The following is a 21,315-nucleotide window of genomic DNA, read 5'->3' as shown; positions in this document are numbered from 1 at the left end:
TCCCACTCTCCTCAGCAGGCACATTGTGGGCTTACCGTATGCCCCATGACCTCGCCCCGCTCCTACGACGGAGTCGGCTACCCCTCTCCGTCCTTCTCCTCCGGCACGCCCATCTACGACAGCCTCGTCGCAGAACGCGGTGTCCCGCAGATCGCGCCCATCAACGTGCCGGCGGCCCTGCCCCCGGCCCTCTCCACCGGCTACGGCTCGGGTCTCGGCCCGTCCTACGAGAGCCGGTACTCCACCGGGTACGAGAGCGCCGGCAGCAACCTGCCCGCTCTGCCGCCCGCCCGGCTCGCCCTCGGCCCCGGGCCGAGCAGCAGCCCGGGCCCCGCCACCTCCTACATCCCGGCGCAGCCCAGCTACGCCTCGGTGCCGCAACCGCCGGTGCCGGGCTACGGCGGTCCGCCGCAGCCGTTCCGGCCGCAGGCCCCGATGCCCGGCGGCTTCCAGCAGCCGGCGCCCGCGTACCAGTCCGGCGGGCAGAGCTTCGGCGGCCAGAACACCTTCGCCACCGCCCCGCAGGGCGTCGGCGGCGGCCAGCCGTTCGGCGCGCAGTCCCAGCAGGGCTTCAACGGGCAGAGCTTCGGCGGGCAGTCGTTCGGCGGGCAGCAGTCCTTCGGCGGGCAGAACCCGGCCGGCCAGGGCTTCCAGAACCAGTCCGACCAGAGCTTCGGGGGCAACCAGTTGCGCCCCGCCGTCTCCCCGGTCGCGCCGGTCCGCCCCATGCAGCCGCAGCGCCCCACCCCGTACGGCGAGCAGGGCCAGTACGCCCAGCCCGGCTACCAGTCCCAGGGCCAGGCCTACTGAACCCAGCCCTGGTCCCACCCGCACCACCTGAGCACACCCCGGCGCGACGAAGGGCCGGGCGTACGGAGAAACGGGTCATCCACGGACCGTCCGGACCACCGCCACCGCGGTGTCCGGACGGTCCGTGCGCGTTTTCCGGCCGCCGCAGGCACCCGGCGGACGCCCGCGCCACCCGCCCCCGCGCGCTCCCGCCCGCCGGGGCCCCGCTCCGCTCCGCCCCGGCTCCCCGCTCCGCCCCGCACGCTGGCAGGATGGTGGAATGCCTCAGCTGACCGGACTCCACCTCTACCCCGTCAAGTCCACGTACCGGTTGAGCCCGGACAGTGCCCGGGTGGAACCCTGGGGCCTGGCCGGCGACCGCCGCTGGATGCTGGTGGACGCCACCGGCCGCTTCGTCAGCCAGCGCGAGCAGCCCGCGCTCGGCCAACTGCGCACACTCCCCGCCGAGGACGGCACGCTCACCCTGCGCAGCTCCGACGGCAGCACCGTCGACGTCCCGCCGCCGTCCGCCGCCCGGCGGGACCGGCTCGCCGAGGTCGAGGTCTGGGGCACCCGGTTCCTGGCCGCCGAGGCCGACGACAAGACGCAGGCCTGGATCGCCGAGAACGTCGGGGACTTCCGCCTGGTGCACCTGGACGACCCCCGCCGGCGGCCGGTCGACCCGGCCTGGGCCGGGCCCGGCGAGACGGTCTCGACGGCCGACGGATTCCCGCTGCTGCTCACCGCCACCGCCTCGCTGGTGCGGCTGAACGAGCTGATCGCCGCCGAGAACCCCGACGACGGCGGGCAGGACCTGCCGATGACCCGGTTCCGCCCGAACGTGGTGGTCGACGGCACCGAGGCCTGGGAGGAGGACACCTGGCGCCGGATCCGGATCGGCGAGCTGACCTTCAAGGTGGTCAAGCCCTGCGGGCGCTGCGTGGTCACCACCACCGACCAGGAGACCGGCGTACGGACCGGCAAGGAACCGCTGCGCACCCTGGCCAGGCACAACCGGCTGCTGCAGAAGGCCTCCTTCGGGCAGAACCTGATCCCCGAACGGCCCGAGGGGGTCACCGGCGACGTGCTCGGCACCCTGCGGCTCGGCGACCCGGTCACGGTGCTGGAGACCGGCCCGCTCTGGCCGGCCGGCGCCCTGACCTGAGCGGATCCACCCGGGCCGGCGCCGGCGGCCCCACCCCGGGCTGCCCCGAGGGGCGCCCGCGGGCCCGGCCGGAACGGAATCTCCACGAGCTCGTTGACCCCGTGGACGCGCTGTCGGCCCGGCCGGACCTCGCAGGCGCGCTACGGTGGGCGGACGCCCGCGCGCCAGGTCGCGCGCCGGCTCGACAACAGTGGGCCCGACGGCGGCCGGGCCGGGCCGCGGTGGGCCCGGCGGGATCGCGCCCGGTGAGCCCGGACCCGGCGCCGCCGGGCCCGACGAAGGTGGGGATGGCGGAGCGTCATGGCTGAGCACAGGGTCCGGGTCACACAGGACAGCGCCTCCCGGTGGCGCCGCCGCGCCGGGGAGTACGAGACGCTCACGGAGGCCCTCGCGGCCGCCGAACCGGGCGACACCGTGACCGTACGGCCCGGCACGTTCCGGGAGAACCTGGTGCTGGACAAGGCCGTCACCGTCGTCCCCGCCGAGGGTCCGGGCAGCGTCCGGATCGACCCGCCCTCCGGGGTGCCGCTGACCGTGACCGCCGCCGCCACCGTGCGCGGCCTGGTGATCGAGGGCAACGACAGCTCCGCCCCCGCCGTCCTGGTCACCGGCCCGGGCGCGGCCGCGCTGCTGACCGGCTGCCGGGTGGACACCCGCTCGGCAGCCGGCATCGAGGTCCTCGACGGCGCCCGGCCCGCGCTCAGCGGCTGCGTGGTCAGCAACCCGGCCGGTCTCGGCCTGCGCCTGCGCGGCGAAGGCACCGCCGCCGTGTTCGAGGACTGCGAGGTGGCCGCCGCCGGCCAGGCCGGGCTCGCCGTACTCGGCGGCGCCACCGCGGCGCTGCTGCGCTGCAAGCTGCACCACGCCGGCGGGGCCGGGGTGCTGCTCACCGACCCGGGCAGCGCGGCCGAGCTCACCGGCTGCGAGATCTACGAGATCCGCGGCAGCGGGGTGCAGGCCGAGGCGCACGCGGACGGGCGGCTCACCGACTGCGACATCCACCGGGTCACCGGCAACGGCCTCACCCTGGACGGCGAGGCGGAGCTGACCCTCACCGGCTGCCGGGTGCACGACCTGCCGGAGAACGGCGCCGACCTGCGCGGCCGGGCCCGGCTGACCATGACGCACACCACCGTCCGGGACTTCGGGCGGGGCGCCCTGTCGGTCTGGGACCTGGGCACCGAGGCGGTCGCCGAGTCCTGCGAGATCCACAGCAGCGGCGGCGACTACCCGGCGCTCTGGGTCAGCGACGGCGCCCGACTGACCCTCACCGACTGCTCGCTGCACGACCTGCCGGACGCGCTGTTCGTACTGGACCGGGAGTCCCGGGCGACCGCGAAGGACTGCTCGTTCAGCCGGATCCGCAGCTCGGCGGTCTCGGTCAGCGGCGGCGCGACCGTCGCGCTCTCCGGCTGCCGGGTCCAGGAGGCCGGCACCGGACTCTGGTTCCGCGACCACGGCAGCGGCGGCCTGCTCACCGGGTGCGAGATCTCCGAGGTCGCCACCGGGGTGATCGTCACCAAGGGCGCCGACCCGGTGCTGCGCGACTGCACCGTCCGCGGCAGCGCCGAGGCCGCCGTCTACATCTCCGCCCAGGGCCGCGGCACCTTCGAGGACTGCCGGGTCTCGCACGGCAAGGGCTTCGGCTTCCACATCATCGACGGCTGCCGGACCGCCCTGACCCGCTGCCGGGCCGAGCAGAACCAGCGGGCCGGCTTCGAGTTCTCCGAGCCGGGGCCGCTGGTCGAGCACTGCACCTCCGACGACGTCGCGCCCGCCCACGCCGCGCCGCCCGCCGCCGCCCCCGCCCCGGCGCTGCCGCCGCCCCGCACCGCCCGACTGACCAGCGCCGCGCCGCCGACCGAGGCGGCCCGGATCACCGCGATCCCGGACTGCCGGCCGGCCGACGAGGCGCTCGCCGAGCTGGACGAGCTGGTCGGCCTGGCCACCGTCAAGCAGGAGGTGCGCACCCTGATCGACCTGATCGCGGTCGGCCGGCGCCGCCGGCAGGCCGGCCTGAAGGCCCCCTCGCTCCGCCGCCACCTGGTCTTCACCGGCGCCCCCGGCACCGGCAAGACCACCGTCGCCCGGCTGTACGGGGAGATCCTCGCCTCGCTGGGCGTGCTGCAGAGCGGCCACCTGGTCGAGGTGGCCCGGGTGGACCTGGTCGGCGAGCACATCGGCTCGACCGCGATCCGCACCGCCGCCGCCTTCGACCGCGCCCGCGGCGGGGTGCTCTTCATCGACGAGGCGTACGCGCTGGCTCCCGAGGACGGCGCCCGGGACTTCGGCCGCGAGGCGATCGACACCCTGGTGAAGCTGATGGAGGACCACCGGGACGAGGTGGTGGTGATCGTGGCCGGCTACACGCTGGAGATGGAGCGCTTCCTGTCCGCCAACCCCGGTGTCTCCTCGCGCTTCTCCCGCACCATCACCTTCCCCGACTACACCGCCGACGAGCTGCTGGAGATCGCCCGCTCGCAGTGTGCCGAGCACGAGTACGCCCTCGCCGCGGAGACCGAGGGGGCGCTGCTCGACCACTTCGCCGGCCTGGAGCGCGGGCCCGGCTTCGGCAACGGCCGGACGGCCCGGCAGGTCTTCGAGACGATGGTCGAGCGGCACGCCATGCGGGTGGCCCACCTCGCCGACCCGTCCACCGAGGAGCTCCAACTGCTCGTCCCGGCCGACCTGCCGGGGCCCGGCGGCCGCTAGCCGCAGTCCCGCGGCGGGGGCAGGAGGAGCCGGGGGCCGGAGGAGCCGGGGGCCGGGAATCCGGTGGCCCTCGCGGCGGCGGTCACGTACGTTGCGGCCATGTCAGAACTTCGCACCGAACGCCTCCTGCTGCGCCAGTGGCAGGACACCGACCTCGACCCCTGGGCGGCGATGAACGCCGATCCCGAGGTCCGCGAGCACTTCCCCGAGGTGCTCACCCTCGAGCAGAGCGCCGCCTCGATGGCCGCGTTCCGGGCCGACCTCGCCGAACGCGGCTGGGGCTGGTGGGCCGTCGAGGTGGCGGCCACCGGCGAGTTCGTCGGCTTCGCCGGCCTCGACCCGGTGGACGAGGGCATGCCGTTCACCGGGGTGGAGATCGGCTGGCGGCTGGCCCGACCGGCCTGGGGGCACGGCTACGCCACCGAGGCGGCCTTGGCCGTCCTGGAGTTCGGCTTCCGGACGCTCGCCCTGACCGAGATCCTGGCGGTGACCACCACCGCCAACCACCGCTCCCGGGCGGTGATGCGACGGATCGGCATGACCTACGACCCGGCCGACGACTTCGCCGACCCGGAGGTGCCGTCGGGCCCGCTGCGCGCCGCCGTGCTGTACCGCATCCGCCCGTAGGCTCCGCACCGGCCGGGCCTGGCACGGGCCTTCACCGGAGCCGCCCGCCGGCGCCGGCCCCGCGTTGGCGATCCGGTCCGCAGCCCGGTGATCGCCCGTGCGAGGATGACCCGAACACCTGACCCACCACGGAGAGGCGGACGGGCGCGGATGGCGGACAACAGCAATCTGCTGGCCGAGCAGCGGCGGGCGCTGATCCTGGACGAGGTGCGGAGGCGCGGCGGGGTCCGGGTCAACGAACTCACCCGACGGCTCAAGGTCTCGGACATGACGATCCGGCGGGACCTGGACGCCCTGGCCCGGGCCGGCGTGCTGGAGAAGGTGCACGGCGGCGCCGTGCCGGCCGAGGCGGCCCGTACCCACGAACCCGGCTTCGAGGCGAAGTCCGCGCTGGAGCTGTCGGCCAAGGAGGAGATCGCCCGGGCGGCGGCCGCCCTGGTGGCTCCGGGCTCGGCCGTCGCGATCTCCGGCGGGACGACCACCCATGCGCTGGCCGCGCACCTGACCGGCGTCGAGCGGCTGACCGTGGTGACCAACTCCGTCCCGGTCTCGGAGGTCTTCGAACGGGCCCGGCGCAGCGGCGAGGGCGCCGGCGCCACGGTCGTCCTCACCGGCGGGGTACGGACGCCCTCCGACTCACTGGTCGGACCGGTGGCGGACCGCACGATCCGCACGATGCGCTTCGACCTGCTGTTCATCGGCACGCACGGACTCTCCGCCGATGCGGGCCTGTCCACCCCGAACATCGCCGAGGCGGAGACCAACCGGCAGTTCGTGGACTCCGCGGGCCGGGTCGTGGTGGTCGCCGACCACACCAAGTGGGGCCTGGTCGGTCTGTCGACCTTCGCCGAACTCGCCGAGGCCGACACCTGGGTGACCGACGCCGCGCTTGCGGCGGACGCCGCCCGGACGGCGCGCGAACACGTCCGCGAGGTCCTGGTGGCCCCGGCGGGCTGAGCCGGGATCCTCCGTTCCTCCCGCGCCGGCGCCCGGTCATCCGGCCGCCGGCGCCTCCTTGAGCAGGCGTCGGACCAGCAGGTCGAGCCGCTGCTCCTGCAGGTCGGGGCGCAGCCTGCCGCCGCGGGTGAGCGTCACCAGCCCGTGCAGGGACGCCCAGGCGACCTCGGTGAACGCCTCGGCCTCCGGGCCGGCCGCCACCTGCCCGAACACCTGGGCCAGCTCGCCGAAGGCGGCCTTCAGCGCGGCCGGCGATTCGGGCGTGCCGAAGGGCAGGTCGCTGGCCATCGTGAACATCGCGTCGTACCGGGCCGGGTTGGCGTAGGCGAACCCGCAGTAGGCGCCGGCCACCGCGGCGAAGGCCGCGGACGGGTCGCCGGCGGTGGCCCGCGCGGCGGCCAGACGGGCCGCCAGTTCGGCGAACCCCTGCTCGGCGACGGCCGCCACGATGGCGTCCTTGCCGGCGAAGTGGCTGTACAGGACGGGCTGGCTGTACTCGATCCGCTCGGCCAGCCGCCGGGTGGTCACCGCTTCCCAGCCTTCGGCCTCGGCCAGCTCCCGTGCCGTGTCGATGATCAGCTGGTGGCGTTGGGCTCGGTCGCGCTCTCGGCGCTGTTGGATGGACACGATCCGAATCCTAGCACCGCTAGACATCAGAGCGCTGAATGCTCTAGCGTCATTCTTGTTCCTAGCGCCGCTAGGAACAGTCCGGCCCGGACCGGGAGCAACCGGCCGAACGGCCTGAGCAAGGGGAGAGCACCATGTCCGTCAAGCGCGCCATCGCCACCGGCATCACCGTCCTGACCGGCCTCGGCATCAGCTACGTCGGCCTGAGCTACCTGCTGGACGCGGCCGCCACGGCACCGAGCTTCGGACTCCCCGACTGGCCGCGCGGCGGCGACGCCACCGGGTTCCTGAACGTCAAGGGCATCCGCGACCTGGTCTCCGGCCTGGCCGTGCTCACCCTGCTCGCCACCGGGCAGCGTCGGGCCCTGGGCTGGCTGATGCTGGTCGAGGCGCTCACCCCGCTCGGCGACATGCTCATCGTCGTGAACCACCACGGCTCGGCGGCCACCGCCTTCGGGGTGCACGGCCTGACGGCCGCCGCGGTCGCCGCCGCCGGCGTCCTGCTGCTCGGCGAGCCGCACCAGCGGCGCGACCCCGCCGGCGCCGCGGTGGACCGGCCCTCCCCCGCCGCGGCGGTCTGACCTCCGATACCGGACGGACCCTCGCACCGGCCCGAATCCGTTCGGGCCCGACTCCTGCCAGCCCGACTCCTGCCGGTCACCGCGAACGACGGCGGGCCACCCCCTCGAAGGGGTGGCCCGGCCGTCGTTCGCGGTGACCGGCTTCAGCCTCGGAGCCGATACCCCGGATCAGTGCCTGCGGCGACGCCCGGCGGCGGAGAACAGTGCGCCGCCCAGGATCAGCAGCCCCGCGGCCACCACCAACGGCAGGACCGAGAATCCGGTGTGCGCCAGGCCGGCCGCGGCCGGCACCCCGGCGGGACCCTCCGAAGAGCTCACCGGGGGCTGCCCGGCCTCAGGGGCGTCGAGCCCGTTCATACTCGGCGCAGCCATCGGCACAGCCTCCGGGACGTCCACCGGCAGGGCAGGCGGCAGGGCCCTGACGCCCGGACGCAGACTCGGCGCGGCGTGGTGACCGGGCCAGCCGCCGGCAGCGGGGCTGGAGCAGTCGTCGGACGGGCTGGGCTTCGGGCTGTGGCTCGGGCTCGGTTTGGGGCTGTGACTGTGGGTGGGACTCGTGGACGGGCTCGGGCTCGGCCACGGACTGTGGCTGTGGGTGGGACTGGGGGAAGGCTTCGGGCTGTGGCTGTGCGTGGGACTCGGGGACGGACTTGGGCTGGGACTCGGGCTCGGCGACGGCGACGGCGACGGGCTCGGCGACGGCGACGGGCTCGGACTCGGCGACGGGCTCGGACTCGGCGACGGGCTCGGGCTGACGTTCCGCACCAGCACCTCGGCCGAGGCCTCGTTGTTGCCGGGCACCGAGTCCACCGGCTGGACGGTCGTCAGCGAGGCGCTGTTGGACAGCCGCCCGGTGCTGGTGGGCACCACGGTCAGCATCAGGGTCGCCTTGTCCCCCACCGCGAGACCGCCCACCGTCCAGACCCCGGTGATCCGGTCGTACGTCCCGGTCGAGGGCGTGGCCCGGACCAGGGTCAGCCCCGCAGGGAGGACGTCGGTCACGGTGACCCCGGTGGCGGCGGCCGGTCCCTTGTTCTCGGCCCCCACGGTGAAGGTGATCTCCTGCCCGATCTGCGGGCTCGCGATGTCGACCGACTTGGTGACGGCGATGTCGGTCGGCTGCACCGGCGTGACCGTGGCGGAGGCCGTGTTGTTCTGGAGCACCGGGTCGGTCCGGGCGGCCGAGACGACCGTCGCGGTGTCCGTCACCGGGTCGGTGCCGTCCACCGTCACGACGAAGGTGAGCTGGGCGGAGCCGTTCAGCGGCAGGGCGGGAATCGTCCACTTCGAGGTCGCCGCATCGAAGCTGGTGCCCGGGCCGGCGGTCGCCGAGACGTAGGTGGAACCGGCCGGGACGGGGTTGGAGATCACCACCGAGGAGGCGTCGTCCGGGCCGTGGTTGGTGGCCGTGACGGTGAAGGTGACCGTCCCCCCGACCAGCGGGGCGGTGGGGTCGGCGGTCACGGTGACCCCGATGTCGGCCACCTGGCCGACCGTGGCGCTGGCGGGGGCCGAGACCACGTTCTGCCCCAGCGGGGTCTGCCCCTGGGCGGTCGCCGTGTTGGTGAAGGTGCCGGTGGCCGCCAGGTCGGACTCCTTGAGCACATAGCTCGCCGTGCAGACGGTCGACTCACCGGGCTGGAGCACGGAGACCGGGCAGGAGATCGGGTTCGACCCGTTCGCCGGGCTGATCAGCGGGTCCTGCACGGTCACGGTGGAGAGGGTCGAGCCACCGGTGTCGGTGACCGTGAACGAGTAGTCGATGCTCTGGCCGGCCGTCTGCGGCGCCGGCGTGAGCACCGTCTTCGTCAGGCTCATGGAGGACACCAGCGGGACGGTCACCGTCGAGGGCGGCGCGGCGACGGCCGATCCGTTCTGCGCGGTCGCGGTGGCGTTGGCGGTGTTCACCACCTTGCCGGCGGCCACGTCGGCGTCGGTCACCGTGTAGCTGCCGGTGCAGACCACGGTGCTGCCGGTGGCCGGCGCGGGCGGGAGGCTGGTGGCCGGGCAGCTGACCGGCGCGAGCCGGTTGTCCGTCACCTGGAGGCCGGTCAGGGTGTCCAACCCGCCGTTGGTCAGCACGTACTGGTGCGGGATGACCGTGCCGGCCGTGATCTCGGCGGGCAGCGGGGCGCCGGTCCGGTCGACCTGCTTGACCAGGTCGAGTCGGCTCAGCGGCACGATGGTGGCGGCGTTCACGCCGCGGATCAGGTGCACGTCGGTGCTGCCGCCGGTGGAGGCACTGAAGCCGAACTTGTAGGTCGGCGGCAGGCCGGACGGGGCCGGCTGGTTGAGCACCTCCTGCCAGCCCGCGCCGTCCTGGAAGTCCAGCTGGACGATCACCCGGGGCGCCGGGGCCGGGGTGATCTGCACGTTGACCAGGCGCTTGGCGACCGCCGGGTCGGTCACTCCGAAGGCGGCACTGAGCGTGCCCGGCAGCGTCGAGGCGTACCGGGTGGGGTCCGAGGTCGGGGTGGTGGTGGAGGCGAGGTAGCAGTAGCCGGAGGTACCGGCGCCCGGGCCGCGCAGGGTGATCACGTTGGGCGCCACCGGCCCGTCCACCTGGACCGGCGACTGCTGTCCGACCGGGCAGCCCGAGCCGCGCGACTCCCCGTCGTTGAAGAAGTTCCCGTACGCGTCGAGCCCGACGCCCAGGTAGCCGCCCACCACGCCGGGCGAGAGGTTGCGCTGGGCGTAGCCGAGGCTGCCGCCGTCCGCGCCCTGACTGTCCAGCGGTGTCGACCCGTCGACCAGGTAGAAGCCGATGCCGTCACCGGGCGCTGCCGTCCCGGCGTACTGGTACTGCTCGAAGGTCACCGAGAGTCCGGCCGAGGCCGGTACCGGGCGCCGGTACAGCAGCGAGCCGCCGACGAACCCGCTCGCGTCGTTGAGCTGCAGGTAGCCGGGGGTCGTGCCGGCCGCGGGGGGCGGGCCCCGACCGACGGCCGGGCAGGCCGGGATCTGCGCGGCGTCCGACGCGGGTGTGCTGCCGACGGGCGCTCCGGTCAGACAGGTCCGGCCGAGCGGCTCCCAGGCCGGGTCCGGGACGGTGGCGCCCTGGAAGGTCTCGCTCACGATCACCGTGCCGCCGGTCGCCAGCGCGGCCGGGACGGCGGGTGTCGCGAGCGGACCGGCCCCCGGCGTGCTGAGTGCGAGAGCGGCGGCCAACAGGACTCCGGCGCTTCGTCGTCGCTGCCATGCCGTCACTCCGACTCCTCGGACTCGGTCGCTGGATCCCGGCCCGGTGGTTCGTGCCCGGGGGATCCCAGCTTCGGTCAGCGGAATCGAACATTGCGACCAGTGCGCGGCCCGTGGGCGTGTCCGGCGGCCGTCCGGCGGCCGCCCCCCGGACGCGTGCACGCGCACGTGTGGACACGGACGCGGGCCGACGCGACGTCAGCTCTCCCAGCAGCAGCGGGCGGGCCCGGTCCGGCGCGGCGTCAGTTCGACCAGGCACCGCCGGCCAGGAAGGCGGTCAGCCGCTCGCGGTGCGGCTCGATGTCGATGCCCTGGTCGGCCAGCCACTCGTCCGAGTAGTACTTGTCCAGGTAGCGGTCGCCCGGGTCGCAGATCAGGGTGACGACGCTGCCGTGTCGGCCGGCCGCCCGCATCTCGGCGACGATCCGCAGCGCGCTCCACAGCCCGGTGCCGCTGGAGGCGCCGGCCTTCTTGCCGAGCACCTGCTCCAGCACCCGGACGGTGGCGATCGAGGCGGCGTCGGGGACCTTCATCATCCGGTCGATGGCGCCGGGCACGAAGCTGGGCTCCATCCGGGGCCGGCCGATGCCCTCGATCCGGGAGCCGCTCTCGCAGGAGGCCTCCGGGTCGTGCTCGACCCAGCCCTCGAAGAAGCAGGAGTTCTCCGGGTCGGCGACGCAGATCCGGGTGTCGTGCTGGGTGTAGCGGACGTAGCGGGCGATGGTCGCCGAGGTGCCGCCGGTGCCGGCGGTGGCGACGATCCAGGCGGGTTCGGGGTGCGGCTCCAGGCGCAGCTGGGCGAAGATCGACTCGGCGATGTTGTTGTTGCCGCGCCAGTCGGTGGCCCGCTCGGCGTAGGTGAACTGGTCCATGTAGTGGCCGCCGCTCTCCTCGGCCAGCCGGGCGGCGGCCTCGTAGACCTCGCAGGCGCTGTCGACCAGGTGACAGCTGCCGCCGTGGAACTCGATCAGGTCGATCTTGGAGCGGCTGGTGCTCTTGGCCATGACGGCGATGAACGGCACCCCGATCAGCCCGGCGAAATACGCCTCGGAGACGGCGGTGGAGCCGCTGGAGGCCTCGATCACCGGCTTTCCGGGTCGGATCCAGCCGTTGCAGAGCCCGTAGAGGAAGAGCGAGCGGGCCAGCCGGTGCTTGAGGCTGCCGGTCGGGTGGGTGGACTCGTCCTTGAGGTAGAGGTCGATGCCCCAGTCCGCCGGGAGCGGGAAGCGCAGCAGGTGGGTGTCGGCGGAGCGGTTGGCGTCGGCCTGGACCTTGCGGACGGCCTCCTTGAGCCAGTCGCGGTAGGCGGCGTCCGAACGGTCCACGTCGATGGTCTCGGCGGTCGTCGCGGCATTCCCGGCGGTCATCGCCACTCTCCTCTGGCAGGCACATCCGTCGCAGCAGGGATCCTGCTCCACATCCGAACCTACTGTAACATTTGACTACAATAAGTAACTGTTACCGGCATTCCAGCTTCCGCTTATCGCGCCGTAACACTCACGCGGTCCTCCGGTAACGCCCGAGGCCGGGTGTCCACCCAACGGCCACCAGATCGAGACCCGCCTGCAAAACTGCCGTCATGACGGCACGTCACCCTTGAGGTCAGAGGATGAAGACCGAAAGGAACCCTGAAATGAGCGACTACTTCGCACTCGTCACAGCCCTGACCCAGCTGCACACCGACGCCGACAGCGGCTCGGGCCCGCCGCCCCGGCTGACCGGCCACCAGGCCGACCGGCTCGCCGGGATGGCCGACCGCGACGACGCACCGGCCGTCGGCCGGCCCGTCACCCGCCAGCGGCGCCGCCCGTTCGGCCGGCGGCCGTCCTTCGCGTAGCACCGCCGGCCGGCGGCGCAGGTGCGTCAGCCGGTCGTGAACCAGACACAGGTGTCGACCGGGACCGACAGCCGGCCGGGGACACCGCCGACGAGCGGGGAGCTGCTGAGCAGGACGACGGAGTCCGCCGGCAGCCCCACCGGCTCGTCGGAGAAGTTGACCAGGCAGCGGAAGCCCCCGCCGCGCGTGAAGCACAGCGCCCCGGGCCCCGCCGCCACCCAGTCGAAACCCTCGTCCAGCGGCACCAGCCGCTCCCGCCGCAGCGCCAGCGCCGCGCGGTAGAGCGCCAGCGCCGACCCCGGATCCGCGCTCTGGGCCGCCACCGCGACACCCGCCCAGTCCGCGGGCTGCGGCAGCCACGGCCCGGCGCCCGCGCCGGCGGGCGAGAAGCCGAGCGAGCCGGCCTCCGTCGACCACGGCAGCGGCACCCGGCAGCCGTCCCGGCCCCGGTCCAGGCCGCCGGAACGGACGAAGGTCGGGTCCCGCAGGAGATGGTCGGGGAGGTTCTGCACCTCCGGCAGTCCCAGCTCGTCGCCCTGGTAGACGTACACCCCACCGGGCAGCGCCATCGTCAGCAGCGCGGCCGCGCGGGCGCGGCGCCGGCCGAGCACCGGGTCGCTGGGGTCGCCGAGGCGCTTGTCGCCCATGTCGAAGGACGTGTCCGCCCGGCCGTAGCGGGTCACATGGCGGATGGTGTCGTGGTTGGAGAGCACCCAGGTGGGCGGCGCGCCGACCGGCCGGTGCGCGGCCAGCGTGGTGTCGACGACCCCGCGCAGCGCGTCCGCCTCCCAGGCGCAGCAGAGGAACTCGAAGTTGAAGGCCGAGTGCAGCTCGTCCGGGCGCAGGTAGCGGGCGAACTGGGTGGGCGTGGGCAGCCAGACCTCGCCGACGCTGCTCGGGCGCGACCCGCGCGCCGCCGAGCCGGTGCTGGCCCGGCTGGCCGAGGCCCTCGGCCGGATGCGTGAGCACCGCGCCCCGTACCTCGGCCGGACCGCCCCGAGCGGCAACGGCGATGGGCCGGCGGGCCGTTCGTCCGAGCGGGTGGTGCTCGACCGGGCGCTGGCGGATCTGGCCGAGGCCGCCGCCCGGGACGCCCGCGTGGGCGCCGCCCGGGACCAGCTGGCGGCGCTCGTCCAGGCGTTGGGCGCGGCCGTCCGCCCGCGCGCCGAGTACGGGCTGGTGCACGGCGAACTCGGCCCCGACCACGTCCTGGTGGACCGGCAGGGGCAGCCCGTCCTGATCGACATCGAGGGCCTGATGCACTTCGACGTCGAGTGGGAGCACGCCTTCCTGCGGATCCGCTTCGGCGAGCACTACCGGTGGCTGGACCACGACGGCCTGGACGAACAGCGGCTCGCCCTGCACACCTTGGCGATGCGGCTGTCGCTGGTGGCCGGGCCGCTGCGACTGCTGGACGGGGACTTCCTCGACCGGGAGGCGATGCGGGGCATCGCGGAGCACAACCTCCGGGCGGCGCTAGCCCTGCTGCGGTAGCCCGGCACTCTGCCACGTCCGCCCGCCGCCACCCCTGCCCGGGTGCCGGCGTGCGGGCCTCGTGGAGCCGGGGGCCGGCTCCGGAGCTCAGTCGGCGGTCACCGCCTGCGGGTCGGCCAGGTAGGGCAGCCAGGCGAGTTCGGCCGCGCCGACCAGGGCGCCGTGCTCCAGCGCGGCGCCGACGATCGGCACCCGTCCGCTGCGGCCCCACAGGCAGCGCTCGGCGACCACGGCGCGCAGGCGGTCCGGGTCGGCCTCCCAGAGGTCCTTGTGGAGGCCGCTGAGCACCACCCGGTCGGGGTTGAGGATGTTCGCGACCCCGGCCAGGCCGAGGCCGAGCCGGTCGATGACGTGGTCGACGGCCGCGCGGGCGCGAGGGTCGTGGGCGGCGGCCCGGGTCAGTTCGCGGGCCTGGTCGAGCAGCGGGCGGGCCGGGTCGGGGGTGAGTCCGGCGGCGGCGAACAGCGCGTTGGGGTCGGTCTCGGAGTTGAGGCAGCCGCGGTTCCCGCACTGGCAGAGCCGGCCCTGCGGGTCCACCGTCAGGTGGCCGACCTCCAGAGCGAGCCCGGCGCTGCCGGTGTGCAGCTTGCCATCGATGACCAGCGCCCCACCGACGCCCCGGTGCCCGGAGCTGACCAGCAGCAGGTGCCGGGCGCCCCGGCCGGCACCGTGCCGGTACTCGGCCAGCGCGCCGAGGTTGGCGTCGTTGGCGACGAAGCTGGGCAGCGCGGCCGGCGCGTGCGGGCCGTGGTCGGCGCGGCGCACCTCCACGTCGTAGAGGTCGGCGACCGGGGTCCCGCTGGGCCAGGCGAAGTGCAGGGCGGCGAGCGCGGTGCCGTCCGGTTCGGTGACGGGGTTGGGCAGCGCGAGGGCGGCTCCCAGGCAGCGGCGGCTGGTGTCGCGGGCGAGTTCGGCGCCGGTCTGGGCGACCGCGCGCAGCATCCGGACGGGATCGGTGGCGGCCGGCAGCGGCCGGTGCACGGGTGGCTCCAGCAGGCCGCCGAGCCCCGCGAGGGCGACGCTGAAACCGTCCGAGTGGATCTGCCCGGCGACCACCACGGGCCCGGCCGGGTCGACGGCGAGCCGGTGCGAGGGCCGGCCGCGGCCGCCGCCGGCGGGGCGGGAGTCGACGGTGATCAGCCCGAGCGCCTCCAGTTCGCCGGTGACCGCGCCGGCGGTGGCTCTGGTCACATCGAGGGCCTTGGTCAGGGCGGACCGGGTGGGCGCCTGGCCGGTGTGGATGAGGGTGAGCGCCGGGCCGAGCAGCGTGCGTCCGCGGTCGGGCGCGGCCCGGCGGCTGGGGTCCGGTGCTGGCTTCGGGCTTGTGGGTGAGTGCTGCACACCCCTATTCTTACTTTGTGCCGCTCCTAAACAAAACCCGCGCCCGTTCGGAAGCCCCCTACCAGTCTCCCAGCAAGCGGGCCGCCTGGTCGCCCGCCCGACTCGCCCTCACCGCCTTCTTCGCCATGGACGGCTTCCTGTTCGCCGCCTGGGTCGTCCGCATCCCGGACATCCGCGGCCAGGTCAGCGCCACGCACAGCGCCCTCGGCCTGGCCCTGCTCTGCCTCTCGGCGGGCGCCGTGGCCACCATGCCGGTGGTCGGCCGGCTCTGCGTCCGGTACGGCTCCAAGCCGGTCACGATCGCCTCGGTCGCCCTGCTCAGCCTCGCCGTCCCGTTGCCCGCGCACACCCACTCGGTGCTGTCGCTCGGCGCCGTCCTGCTGCTCTTCGGAGCCGGCTACGGCGCCGCGAACGTCGCGATGAACAGCGCCGCCGTGGACCTGGTGGCCGAGCTCAGACGCCCGGTGATGCCGAGTTTCCACGCCGGCTACAGCCTCGGCGGGCTGCTCGGCGCCGGCATCGGCGGGCTGCTCGCCGGCACCCTCGGCGCCGGCTGGGCCCTGGCGCTGAGCGGCGCCCTCGGCCTCGCCGTCACCGCCGTCGCCGGCACCGCCCTGCTGCGCGGCCCGGCCACCGACCCGGCCCAGGCACCGACCGCCCGGCGCACCGCCGAGGCCGGCCCGCAGACCGCCGCCCGGCCCGCCCGGGGCGTCACCCGGTCGGTCCGCCTGCTGGTCGTCCTGCTCGGCCTCACCGCCCTGCTCGACGCGTACGGCGAGGGCGCGATCGCCGACTGGGCCACCCTGCACCTCACCGACGACGTGCACGCGACCGCGGGCCTGGCCGCCGCCGGCTACGCGGCGTTCGCCTTCGCCATGACGGCCGGCCGGGTCGGCGGCACCTGGCTCTCCATCAGGATCGGCCAGACCAGGCTGATCGCGGTCGGCGGGCTCACCGCCTGCGCCGGGATGCTGGTGGTGGCGCTGGCACCGTCGGTGGCCGCCGTCCTCGCCGGGCTGGTGCTGGTCGGCGTCGGGCTCGCCAACATCTTCCCGCTGGCGATCGCCCAGGCGGGCGCGGCGGGCGGCCCGCGGGGCGTGGCCACCGCCTCCACCCTCGGCTACGCGGGCATGCTGATCGGCCCGCCGGTGATCGGCTTCCTGGCCGACGCCGTCGGCCTCCCGCTGGCCCTCACCACGGTGGCCGGCGCGGCCGCCCTGGGCGGCCTGCTCCCGTTCGCGGTGCGCTCCCGGCGACCGGCGGCCGTGAGCCACTGAGGCCGTGAGCCACTGGACCGGGCCGCGACCGGGCAGCGCTCCCCCGCCCGATCGGGCCGGGCCCGCTGCCCGGCCGTCCTCCGCGGCACTGCCCCGGGGGACGGACGATCCTGCCCCCTGGTACCGGCGGCGCCGTCCCCCGCGGTCCATGGAGGGCGGCCGGCCGCCGTCCGGTCGGGGCACCCGGCACGTGCGAGGATCGCCTTGACCGGTACCAGGCGCGACGGGACGAGGCACGGCATGGCGGTTCGAGTACTGCGGGCGGCCGGACGGCCCGCGACGGCCTGGCTCAACGGCGGCGGCGTCACCCGGGAGGTCGCGGGCGCGCCCGAGGGCTCCGGCCTGGCCGACTTCGACTGGCGGGTGAGCCTCGCGGACGTCGGGCAGGGCGGCCCGTTCTCGGTCTTCCCCGGCGTCGACCGGGTGATCACCCTGGTGGACGGCGCCGGCATGGCTCTCACCGTGGCGGGCACGGAACACGTCCTCGCGCAGCCCTACCGGCCGTTCGCCTTCCCCGGCGACGCCGACACCGGGTGCCGCCTGCTGGGCGGCCCGGTCGTCGACTTCAACGTGATGACCCGGCGCGGCCGCGCGACCGCCGAGGTCGCGATCGCCGACCGGGAGCGGGAGGTCGAGGTGACGCCCGGCACCACGGTGCTGCTGGTCTGCCTCGACGGCAGCGCCGAGCTGGACGCGGCGGGTGTCCGGCTCGACCGCTTCGACGCCGCGCTGCCGGACTCCCCCGGCCGCGACCTGCTGCGGGTGAACGGCGTCACCGCCGTGGTCACCCTCCGCCCGGCCGGCTGAGCCGCCCACGGCCGGACCGGCGGGGCACTCGCGCCGCCGTCGCTCCCGCCGGGCGCGCCACCGTTCAGGAGTGCCGCCGGACCCGGACCACCCCGTCCGCGTCGGGCAGCACGGCGGAGAGCAGCGGCTGCAGGGCGTCCGAACCGTGCCCCACCAGGCAGGCGGCCCGGGCCCCGGCCAGCATCCCCGGCAGCAGCCCATGGTCCTCCTGGAGGAAGGTGGCGGCGAAGATCCTCGGTCCGCCCTCCCGCCGGACGAGTTCGGCGTAGTCCTCGGCGAGTGCGGCGGCCAGCACACCCGGCACGTCGGTGGAGAGGTCCGGCCGGACATGGAGCGCGGTCGTACTTGGTCACCCGGTACACGTACGGCAGGCCCGCCGTCACTGCGCGGCGCCCTCGCCGGGCAGGCGGAGGTCCCAGCCGACCAGGGCGCGCAGCTGTTCGGCGGTGACGCCCTCCGGGATCGGGCTCGGGGCGTCGTTGCGGAACGGCGGCTGCCAGCCCTCGTCCGGTGTCCAGCTGCGGACCACCTTCGCCGGGGCGCCGGCCACCACGCTGTGGTCGGGCACCTCGCCGCGCACCACCGAGCCGGCCGCCACCACCACGTTGCGGCCCAGTCGCGCACCGGGCAGGATCACCGCGCCGGTGCCGATCCAGCTGCCCGCGCCGATCTCCACCGGCTCGTTGCGCGGCCACTGCTTGCCGATCGGCAGGTCGGTCGAGCGGTACTCGTGGGCCTGGTCGGAGATGTAGACGCCGGGGCCGGTCCAGACGTCGTCGCCGAGCACGATCGACTGGTGGCCGACGATGTGGCTGTCCCGGCCGATCACGCAGCCGCCGCCGATCCGCACGATCGGCTCCGGGCCGAGGTCGAGGCCGGGCAGGAAGCCCGCGCTGATGGTGACCCGCTCGCCGATGATCGAGAACGGTCCGATGGTGATCCACTGCTCGTTGAACACCGCGCCGAGCGGGAAGGCCAGCTTGGTGCCGTCCCCCAACTCGCCGAAGCGGTACGGGCCGGGGTTGTCGTTGGAGACGGCGCCGGCCCGCTGCACCCACCCCCACCCTCGGTGCACCAGCCGTCCGGCGGCGCGACGACCGGCGGTCCGGGCGGCGGAGAACAGCGAACGGGTGATCGACATGCGCTCACGTTACCGGCCCGTACGAGCCGCCCGGCGACGGGGCGGTCAACATCACACCGCGGCCCTGCCAGACTGACGACCCATGCAGATAACCGAGCACATCGAAGCCCTGCGCCGGGAGGGCGAGTTCCTCGCCGACGCGGCCGCCGCCACCGACCTCGCCGCGCCCGTCCCCACCTGCCCCGGCTGGCTGCTGCGCGACCTCGTCCTGCACACCGGCCAGGTGCACCGCTGGGCCGCCGCCCACGTCGCGCAGGCCCGCACCGAGCCCCTCGACGAGGCGGGCCAGGAGGCGGCCTGGGGGCCCGCCCCGGCCGACGCCGAGCTGGTCGAATGGTTCCGGGCCGGCCATGCCGGGCTGCTGACCGCGCTGCGTGACGCCCCCGCCGACCTGGACTGCTGGACCTTCCTGCCCGCGCCCTCGCCGCTCGCCTTCTGGGCCCGCCGGCAGGCCCACGAAACGGCCGTCCACCGCTTCGACGCCGAGGCGGCGGCCGGTCCGACCGGACCGCCGACCGGCACCGGGCCGGCGCTGGACGGGATCGACGAGCTGCTGCGGGGCATGCTGGTCCGCCCGCGCGCCAAGCTGCGCAGCGAGCGGCCCCGCACCCTGGCCGTCCGGCCCACCGACGGCCCCGGGGCCTGGCTGGTGACCATCACCGGGGAGCCGGTCACGGTCTCGCTCACGGACGGCCCCGCCGACCTCACCCTGACCGGGCCGGCCCGCGACCTGTTCCTGCTGCTCTGGAACCGGCTGCGGCCGGAGGACGTCGGGTGCGAGGGCGACCGCACGCTGCTGGACCTCTGGCGGGAGGCCGCGGTCATCACCTGGAGCTGACCCGGCAGCGACTCACGACGGCCCGGCGGCGGCCCGACGACCGCGGATCACGCGGTCACCGGGCCGGCCCCGTCACCGGGCCGGCGGGCGTCACTCCGCCCAGGGCGCCGGCCGACGCTCCAGGAAGGCCCGCATGCCCTGCTGCGCCTCGGCCGAGCCGAACAGCCGCGCCGACAGCGCGACCAGCTCGTCCGCGTCCCGCTCGAAGGAGCGCACCACCTCGGCGTTGGCGAGCCGCTTCGACTCGGCGAGACCCTGCGGCGAGCCCAGCCGCAGCGCGTCCAGCAGCGACTTCAACGCGCCGGGCACGTCCTCGGCGGCCTCGGTGACCAGCCCGATCCGGGCCGCCTCGGCCGCGTCGAAGGTCTCCCCCGTGAGGTAGTAGCGGGAGGCCGCGCGCGGCTGCAGCTTGGGGCGCAGCGGCAGCGAGATGACGGCGGGCGCCAGCCCGAGCCGCACCTCGGTGAAGGCGAAGGTGGAGGCGGGCCCGGCGATCGCCAGGTCGGCGGCGCCCACCAGGCCGAGGCCGCCAGCCCGGACGTGCCCGTCGATCACCGCGATCACCGGCTTGGGGCAGTCCAGCAGGGCCCGCTGCAGGTCGACCAGCCCGCGCGGCCCGACCGTCGGGTCGGAGCCGGTGGCCTCCGACAGGTCGGCGCCGGCGCAGAACACCTTGCCGGTGTGGCCGAGCACCACGGCCCGGACCGCCGGGTCGGCCGCCGCCGCGGCGAGCCCCGCGGTGAGCTCGGCCATCAGGCGGGTGGAGAGCGCGTTGCGGTTGTGCGGGGAGTCGAGTTCGAGGGTGGTGACGGCGTCGGCGGTGCTGACGCGGACGAAGGGTACTTCGCGGGTCATCGGCGGTGGCCTGCTTTCCGGCTGAGGGTGGGTCGGATTGCCTCGGACGGACGGCGCGCGGAGGCCGGTGTCACCCGCCCCCGTCGCCGGTCGGTCCAGGGAGGACTCTGGCACGCCGAAGGGGCCGGTCACCAGATCCCCCCGCGAAAACCACTGGTCAGCCGTACTCCCGAGGGGGCACCATCGCCTCTCATGACCACCGGCCCGACCATTCCCGGCAGCACGACCAGCACCGCCACGACCGGCGCCAGCACCGCCGGCCCCGCCGCCCGCCTGCTCCTGCTCGCGCCCCGGATCAACGAGACCGGGCTCCAGCTGCGCACCGTCGCGCACCGACGTGGCCTGCAGGCCCGGACGGCCCCCGCCTATCGGGTGCCGGAGGACCTGCCCGCGACGGCGGCCGTCCACGTGTACGGCGGGCCGCTGTTCGCCGACGCGGTCGGCCAGGAGCTGGGCCTCGCCCTGCTGGACGCCGCGCCGGACTGGCTGACCACCCTGCCGGCCGCGCTGACCGGGCGCCGGATCGAGTGCCTCCCGCTGGTCGAGGCGCGCCGGCTGCGCCGCCCGGCGTTCCTCAAACCCCCGGTGGACAAGCTGTTCCCGGCCCGGATCCACCCGGACGGCAGCGGCCTGCCCGGCCCGGACGCGCTGGACGACGACACCCTCGTCCTGGTCAGCGACATCGTCGCCTTCGCCCGGGAGTACCGGCTGTTCGTCCTGGACGGCGCGGTGCACGCGGCCAGCCGGTACGCGGTGGACGGCGCGCTGTCCGTGGCGCCGCTGGACGCCGACCCGCACCGCGAGCAGGCGCTGGCCTTCGCGGCCGAGGTGCTGGCCGGCTGCGCCGGCAGCCTGCCGAGCGCGGTCGTGGTCGACGTCGGACTGCTCGCGGGGTCCGGGGCCTGGAGCGTGGTGGAGGCCAATCCGGCCTGGGCCAGCGGCGGTTACGCCTGCGACCCGGACGCGGTGCTGGACGTGGTGCTGCGCGCGGCCGGCCCGGCCGCCGACGTCCGGGACGGCGACCGCCGGTTCTGCCGGGACCTCCCGCAGGTGGTCCGCTGACACGTAC

The 21,315-nt window shown here is 75.1% G+C and carries 18 protein-coding genes and 2 pseudogenes; 12 read left to right on the top strand and 8 right to left on the bottom strand.

The genetic code is table 11. The features are described from left to right. The first annotated feature begins 45 nt into the window (after positions 1 to 45). The 5 genes from OG689_RS44900 to OG689_RS32830 all read left to right on the top strand — a co-directional run bounded on the left by OG689_RS44900 (position 46) and on the right by OG689_RS32830 (position 6,250). The gene (locus tag OG689_RS44900; protein ID WP_323189344.1) at positions 46 to 810 is read left to right on the top strand and encodes a DUF6643 family protein; all 765 of its coding nucleotides are present in this window, start codon (positions 46 to 48) and stop codon (positions 808 to 810) included. A 259-nt stretch (positions 811 to 1,069) separates the two neighbouring features. After that, entirely contained in the window at positions 1,070 to 1,954 is an 885-nt protein-coding gene (locus OG689_RS32845) for an MOSC N-terminal beta barrel domain-containing protein (RefSeq protein WP_266324471.1), read from the top strand. Positions 1,955 to 2,254: 300 nt separating this feature from the next. After that, the gene (locus OG689_RS32840) at positions 2,255 to 4,666 is read left to right on the top strand and encodes a right-handed parallel beta-helix repeat-containing protein (protein ID WP_266324469.1); all 2,412 of its coding nucleotides are present in this window, start codon (positions 2,255 to 2,257) and stop codon (positions 4,664 to 4,666) included. 99 nt (positions 4,667 to 4,765) lie between these two features. Beyond that, on the top strand, positions 4,766 to 5,293 hold the full coding sequence (locus tag OG689_RS32835) for a GNAT family N-acetyltransferase (protein ID WP_266324468.1): 528 nt from the start codon (positions 4,766 to 4,768) through the stop codon (positions 5,291 to 5,293). 150 nt (positions 5,294 to 5,443) lie between these two features. After that, entirely contained in the window at positions 5,444 to 6,250 is an 807-nt protein-coding gene (locus tag OG689_RS32830) for a DeoR/GlpR family DNA-binding transcription regulator (RefSeq protein ID WP_266324467.1), read from the top strand. A gap of 36 nt (positions 6,251 to 6,286) precedes the next feature. Here the strand turns inward: OG689_RS32830 and OG689_RS32825 are convergent, their stop codons facing one another. Continuing rightward, the gene (locus OG689_RS32825; RefSeq protein ID WP_266324466.1) at positions 6,287 to 6,877 is read right to left on the bottom strand and encodes a TetR/AcrR family transcriptional regulator; all 591 of its coding nucleotides are present in this window, start codon (positions 6,875 to 6,877) and stop codon (positions 6,287 to 6,289) included. Between the two features lie 134 nt (positions 6,878 to 7,011). Between OG689_RS32825 and OG689_RS32820 the strand changes: the two genes are divergently transcribed. Continuing rightward, the gene (locus OG689_RS32820; protein ID WP_266324465.1) at positions 7,012 to 7,458 is read left to right on the top strand and encodes a DUF4267 domain-containing protein; all 447 of its coding nucleotides are present in this window, start codon (positions 7,012 to 7,014) and stop codon (positions 7,456 to 7,458) included. Positions 7,459 to 7,626: 168 nt separating this feature from the next. On the opposite strand, the gene OG689_RS32815 is transcribed toward OG689_RS32820, so the two are convergent. Both OG689_RS32815 and OG689_RS32810 read right to left on the bottom strand, forming a co-directional pair. Beyond that, positions 7,627 to 10,665: a hypothetical protein gene (locus OG689_RS32815; RefSeq protein WP_266324464.1), complete on the bottom strand. Its 3,039-nt coding sequence runs from the start codon at positions 10,663 to 10,665 to the stop codon at positions 7,627 to 7,629. A gap of 233 nt (positions 10,666 to 10,898) precedes the next feature. Next, complete coding sequence (locus OG689_RS32810) at positions 10,899 to 12,023, bottom strand: PLP-dependent cysteine synthase family protein (protein ID WP_266324463.1); 1,125 nt, start codon at positions 12,021 to 12,023, stop codon at positions 10,899 to 10,901. A gap of 266 nt (positions 12,024 to 12,289) precedes the next feature. On the opposite strand from OG689_RS32810, the gene OG689_RS32805 reads away from it, so the two are divergent. Further along, on the top strand, positions 12,290 to 12,493 hold the full coding sequence (locus OG689_RS32805; RefSeq protein WP_266324462.1) for a hypothetical protein: 204 nt from the start codon (positions 12,290 to 12,292) through the stop codon (positions 12,491 to 12,493). A 26-nt stretch (positions 12,494 to 12,519) separates the two neighbouring features. On the opposite strand, the pseudogene OG689_RS32800 reads toward OG689_RS32805, so the two are convergent. Further along, positions 12,520 to 13,383: pseudogene (locus OG689_RS32800) on the bottom strand (DUF3459 domain-containing protein); the annotation flags it as partial. Position 13,384: 1 nt separating this feature from the next. On the opposite strand from OG689_RS32800, the pseudogene OG689_RS32795 reads away from it, so the two are divergent. Further along, positions 13,385 to 13,987, top strand: a pseudogene (locus tag OG689_RS32795) (phosphotransferase); the annotation flags it as partial. A gap of 87 nt (positions 13,988 to 14,074) precedes the next feature. On the opposite strand, the gene OG689_RS32790 reads toward OG689_RS32795, so the two are convergent. Further along, positions 14,075 to 15,328: an ROK family protein gene (locus OG689_RS32790; protein ID WP_266324461.1), complete on the bottom strand. Its 1,254-nt coding sequence runs from the start codon at positions 15,326 to 15,328 to the stop codon at positions 14,075 to 14,077. Between the two features lie 17 nt (positions 15,329 to 15,345). Between OG689_RS32790 and OG689_RS32785 the strand changes: the two genes are divergently transcribed. Beyond that, the gene (locus tag OG689_RS32785; protein WP_266324460.1) at positions 15,346 to 16,605 is read left to right on the top strand and encodes an MFS transporter; all 1,260 of its coding nucleotides are present in this window, start codon (positions 15,346 to 15,348) and stop codon (positions 16,603 to 16,605) included. A 240-nt stretch (positions 16,606 to 16,845) separates the two neighbouring features. After that, entirely contained in the window at positions 16,846 to 17,412 is a 567-nt protein-coding gene (locus OG689_RS32780; RefSeq protein WP_266324459.1) for a HutD family protein, read from the top strand. 64 nt (positions 17,413 to 17,476) lie between these two features. On the opposite strand, the gene OG689_RS32775 is transcribed toward OG689_RS32780, so the two are convergent. Together OG689_RS32775 and OG689_RS32770 are read right to left on the bottom strand one after the other, a co-directional pair. After that, positions 17,477 to 17,707: a hypothetical protein gene (locus tag OG689_RS32775; RefSeq protein ID WP_266324458.1), complete on the bottom strand. Its 231-nt coding sequence runs from the start codon at positions 17,705 to 17,707 to the stop codon at positions 17,477 to 17,479. A gap of 84 nt (positions 17,708 to 17,791) precedes the next feature. Then, positions 17,792 to 18,553, bottom strand: a complete 762-nt coding sequence (locus tag OG689_RS32770; RefSeq protein WP_266324457.1) for a DapH/DapD/GlmU-related protein — start codon at positions 18,551 to 18,553, stop codon at positions 17,792 to 17,794. Between the two features lie 82 nt (positions 18,554 to 18,635). On the opposite strand from OG689_RS32770, the gene OG689_RS32765 reads away from it, so the two are divergent. Next, positions 18,636 to 19,391 (top strand): maleylpyruvate isomerase family mycothiol-dependent enzyme, encoded by a 756-nt coding sequence (locus OG689_RS32765; RefSeq protein ID WP_266324456.1) that lies wholly within the window; start codon positions 18,636 to 18,638, stop codon positions 19,389 to 19,391. A gap of 90 nt (positions 19,392 to 19,481) precedes the next feature. Here the strand turns inward: OG689_RS32765 and OG689_RS32760 are convergent, their stop codons facing one another. Continuing rightward, positions 19,482 to 20,246, bottom strand: a complete 765-nt coding sequence (locus OG689_RS32760; RefSeq protein ID WP_266324455.1) for an enoyl-CoA hydratase family protein — start codon at positions 20,244 to 20,246, stop codon at positions 19,482 to 19,484. Between the two features lie 192 nt (positions 20,247 to 20,438). On the opposite strand from OG689_RS32760, the gene OG689_RS32755 reads away from it, so the two are divergent. Then, complete coding sequence (locus OG689_RS32755) at positions 20,439 to 21,308, top strand: ATP-grasp domain-containing protein (protein WP_266324454.1); 870 nt, start codon at positions 20,439 to 20,441, stop codon at positions 21,306 to 21,308. Positions 21,309 to 21,315: the final 7 nt, after the last annotated feature.

It is taken from the genome of Kitasatospora sp. NBC_00240 (genome assembly GCF_026342405.1).
Classification (GTDB): Bacteria; Actinomycetota; Actinomycetes; order Streptomycetales; family Streptomycetaceae; genus Kitasatospora.
This window is presented reverse-complemented; position numbering and strand designations above follow the sequence as displayed.

What these genes read in the sequence shown, in the direction of transcription:
- OG689_RS44900 (WP_323189344.1), top strand. Translation starts at nt 46, where the DNA reads ATGACCTCGCCCCGCTCCTACGACGGAGTCGGCTACCCCTCTCCGTCC.
- OG689_RS32845 (WP_266324471.1), top strand. Translation starts at nt 1,070, where the DNA reads ATGCCTCAGCTGACCGGACTCCACCTCTACCCCGTCAAGTCCACGTAC.
- OG689_RS32840 (WP_266324469.1), top strand. Translation starts at nt 2,255, where the DNA reads ATGGCTGAGCACAGGGTCCGGGTCACACAGGACAGCGCCTCCCGGTGG.
- OG689_RS32835 (WP_266324468.1), top strand. Translation starts at nt 4,766, where the DNA reads ATGTCAGAACTTCGCACCGAACGCCTCCTGCTGCGCCAGTGGCAGGAC.
- OG689_RS32830 (WP_266324467.1), top strand. Translation starts at nt 5,444, where the DNA reads ATGGCGGACAACAGCAATCTGCTGGCCGAGCAGCGGCGGGCGCTGATC.
- OG689_RS32820 (WP_266324465.1), top strand. Translation starts at nt 7,012, where the DNA reads ATGTCCGTCAAGCGCGCCATCGCCACCGGCATCACCGTCCTGACCGGC.
- OG689_RS32810 (WP_266324463.1), bottom strand. Translation starts at nt 12,023, where the DNA reads ATGACCGCCGGGAATGCCGCGACGACCGCCGAGACCATCGACGTGGAC.
- OG689_RS32805 (WP_266324462.1), top strand. Translation starts at nt 12,290, where the DNA reads ATGAGCGACTACTTCGCACTCGTCACAGCCCTGACCCAGCTGCACACC.
- OG689_RS32780 (WP_266324459.1), top strand. Translation starts at nt 16,846, where the DNA reads ATGGCGGTTCGAGTACTGCGGGCGGCCGGACGGCCCGCGACGGCCTGG.
- OG689_RS32770 (WP_266324457.1), bottom strand. Translation starts at nt 18,553, where the DNA reads ATGTCGATCACCCGTTCGCTGTTCTCCGCCGCCCGGACCGCCGGTCGT.
- OG689_RS32765 (WP_266324456.1), top strand. Translation starts at nt 18,636, where the DNA reads ATGCAGATAACCGAGCACATCGAAGCCCTGCGCCGGGAGGGCGAGTTC.
- OG689_RS32760 (WP_266324455.1), bottom strand. Translation starts at nt 20,246, where the DNA reads ATGACCCGCGAAGTACCCTTCGTCCGCGTCAGCACCGCCGACGCCGTC.
- OG689_RS32755 (WP_266324454.1), top strand. Translation starts at nt 20,439, where the DNA reads ATGACCACCGGCCCGACCATTCCCGGCAGCACGACCAGCACCGCCACG.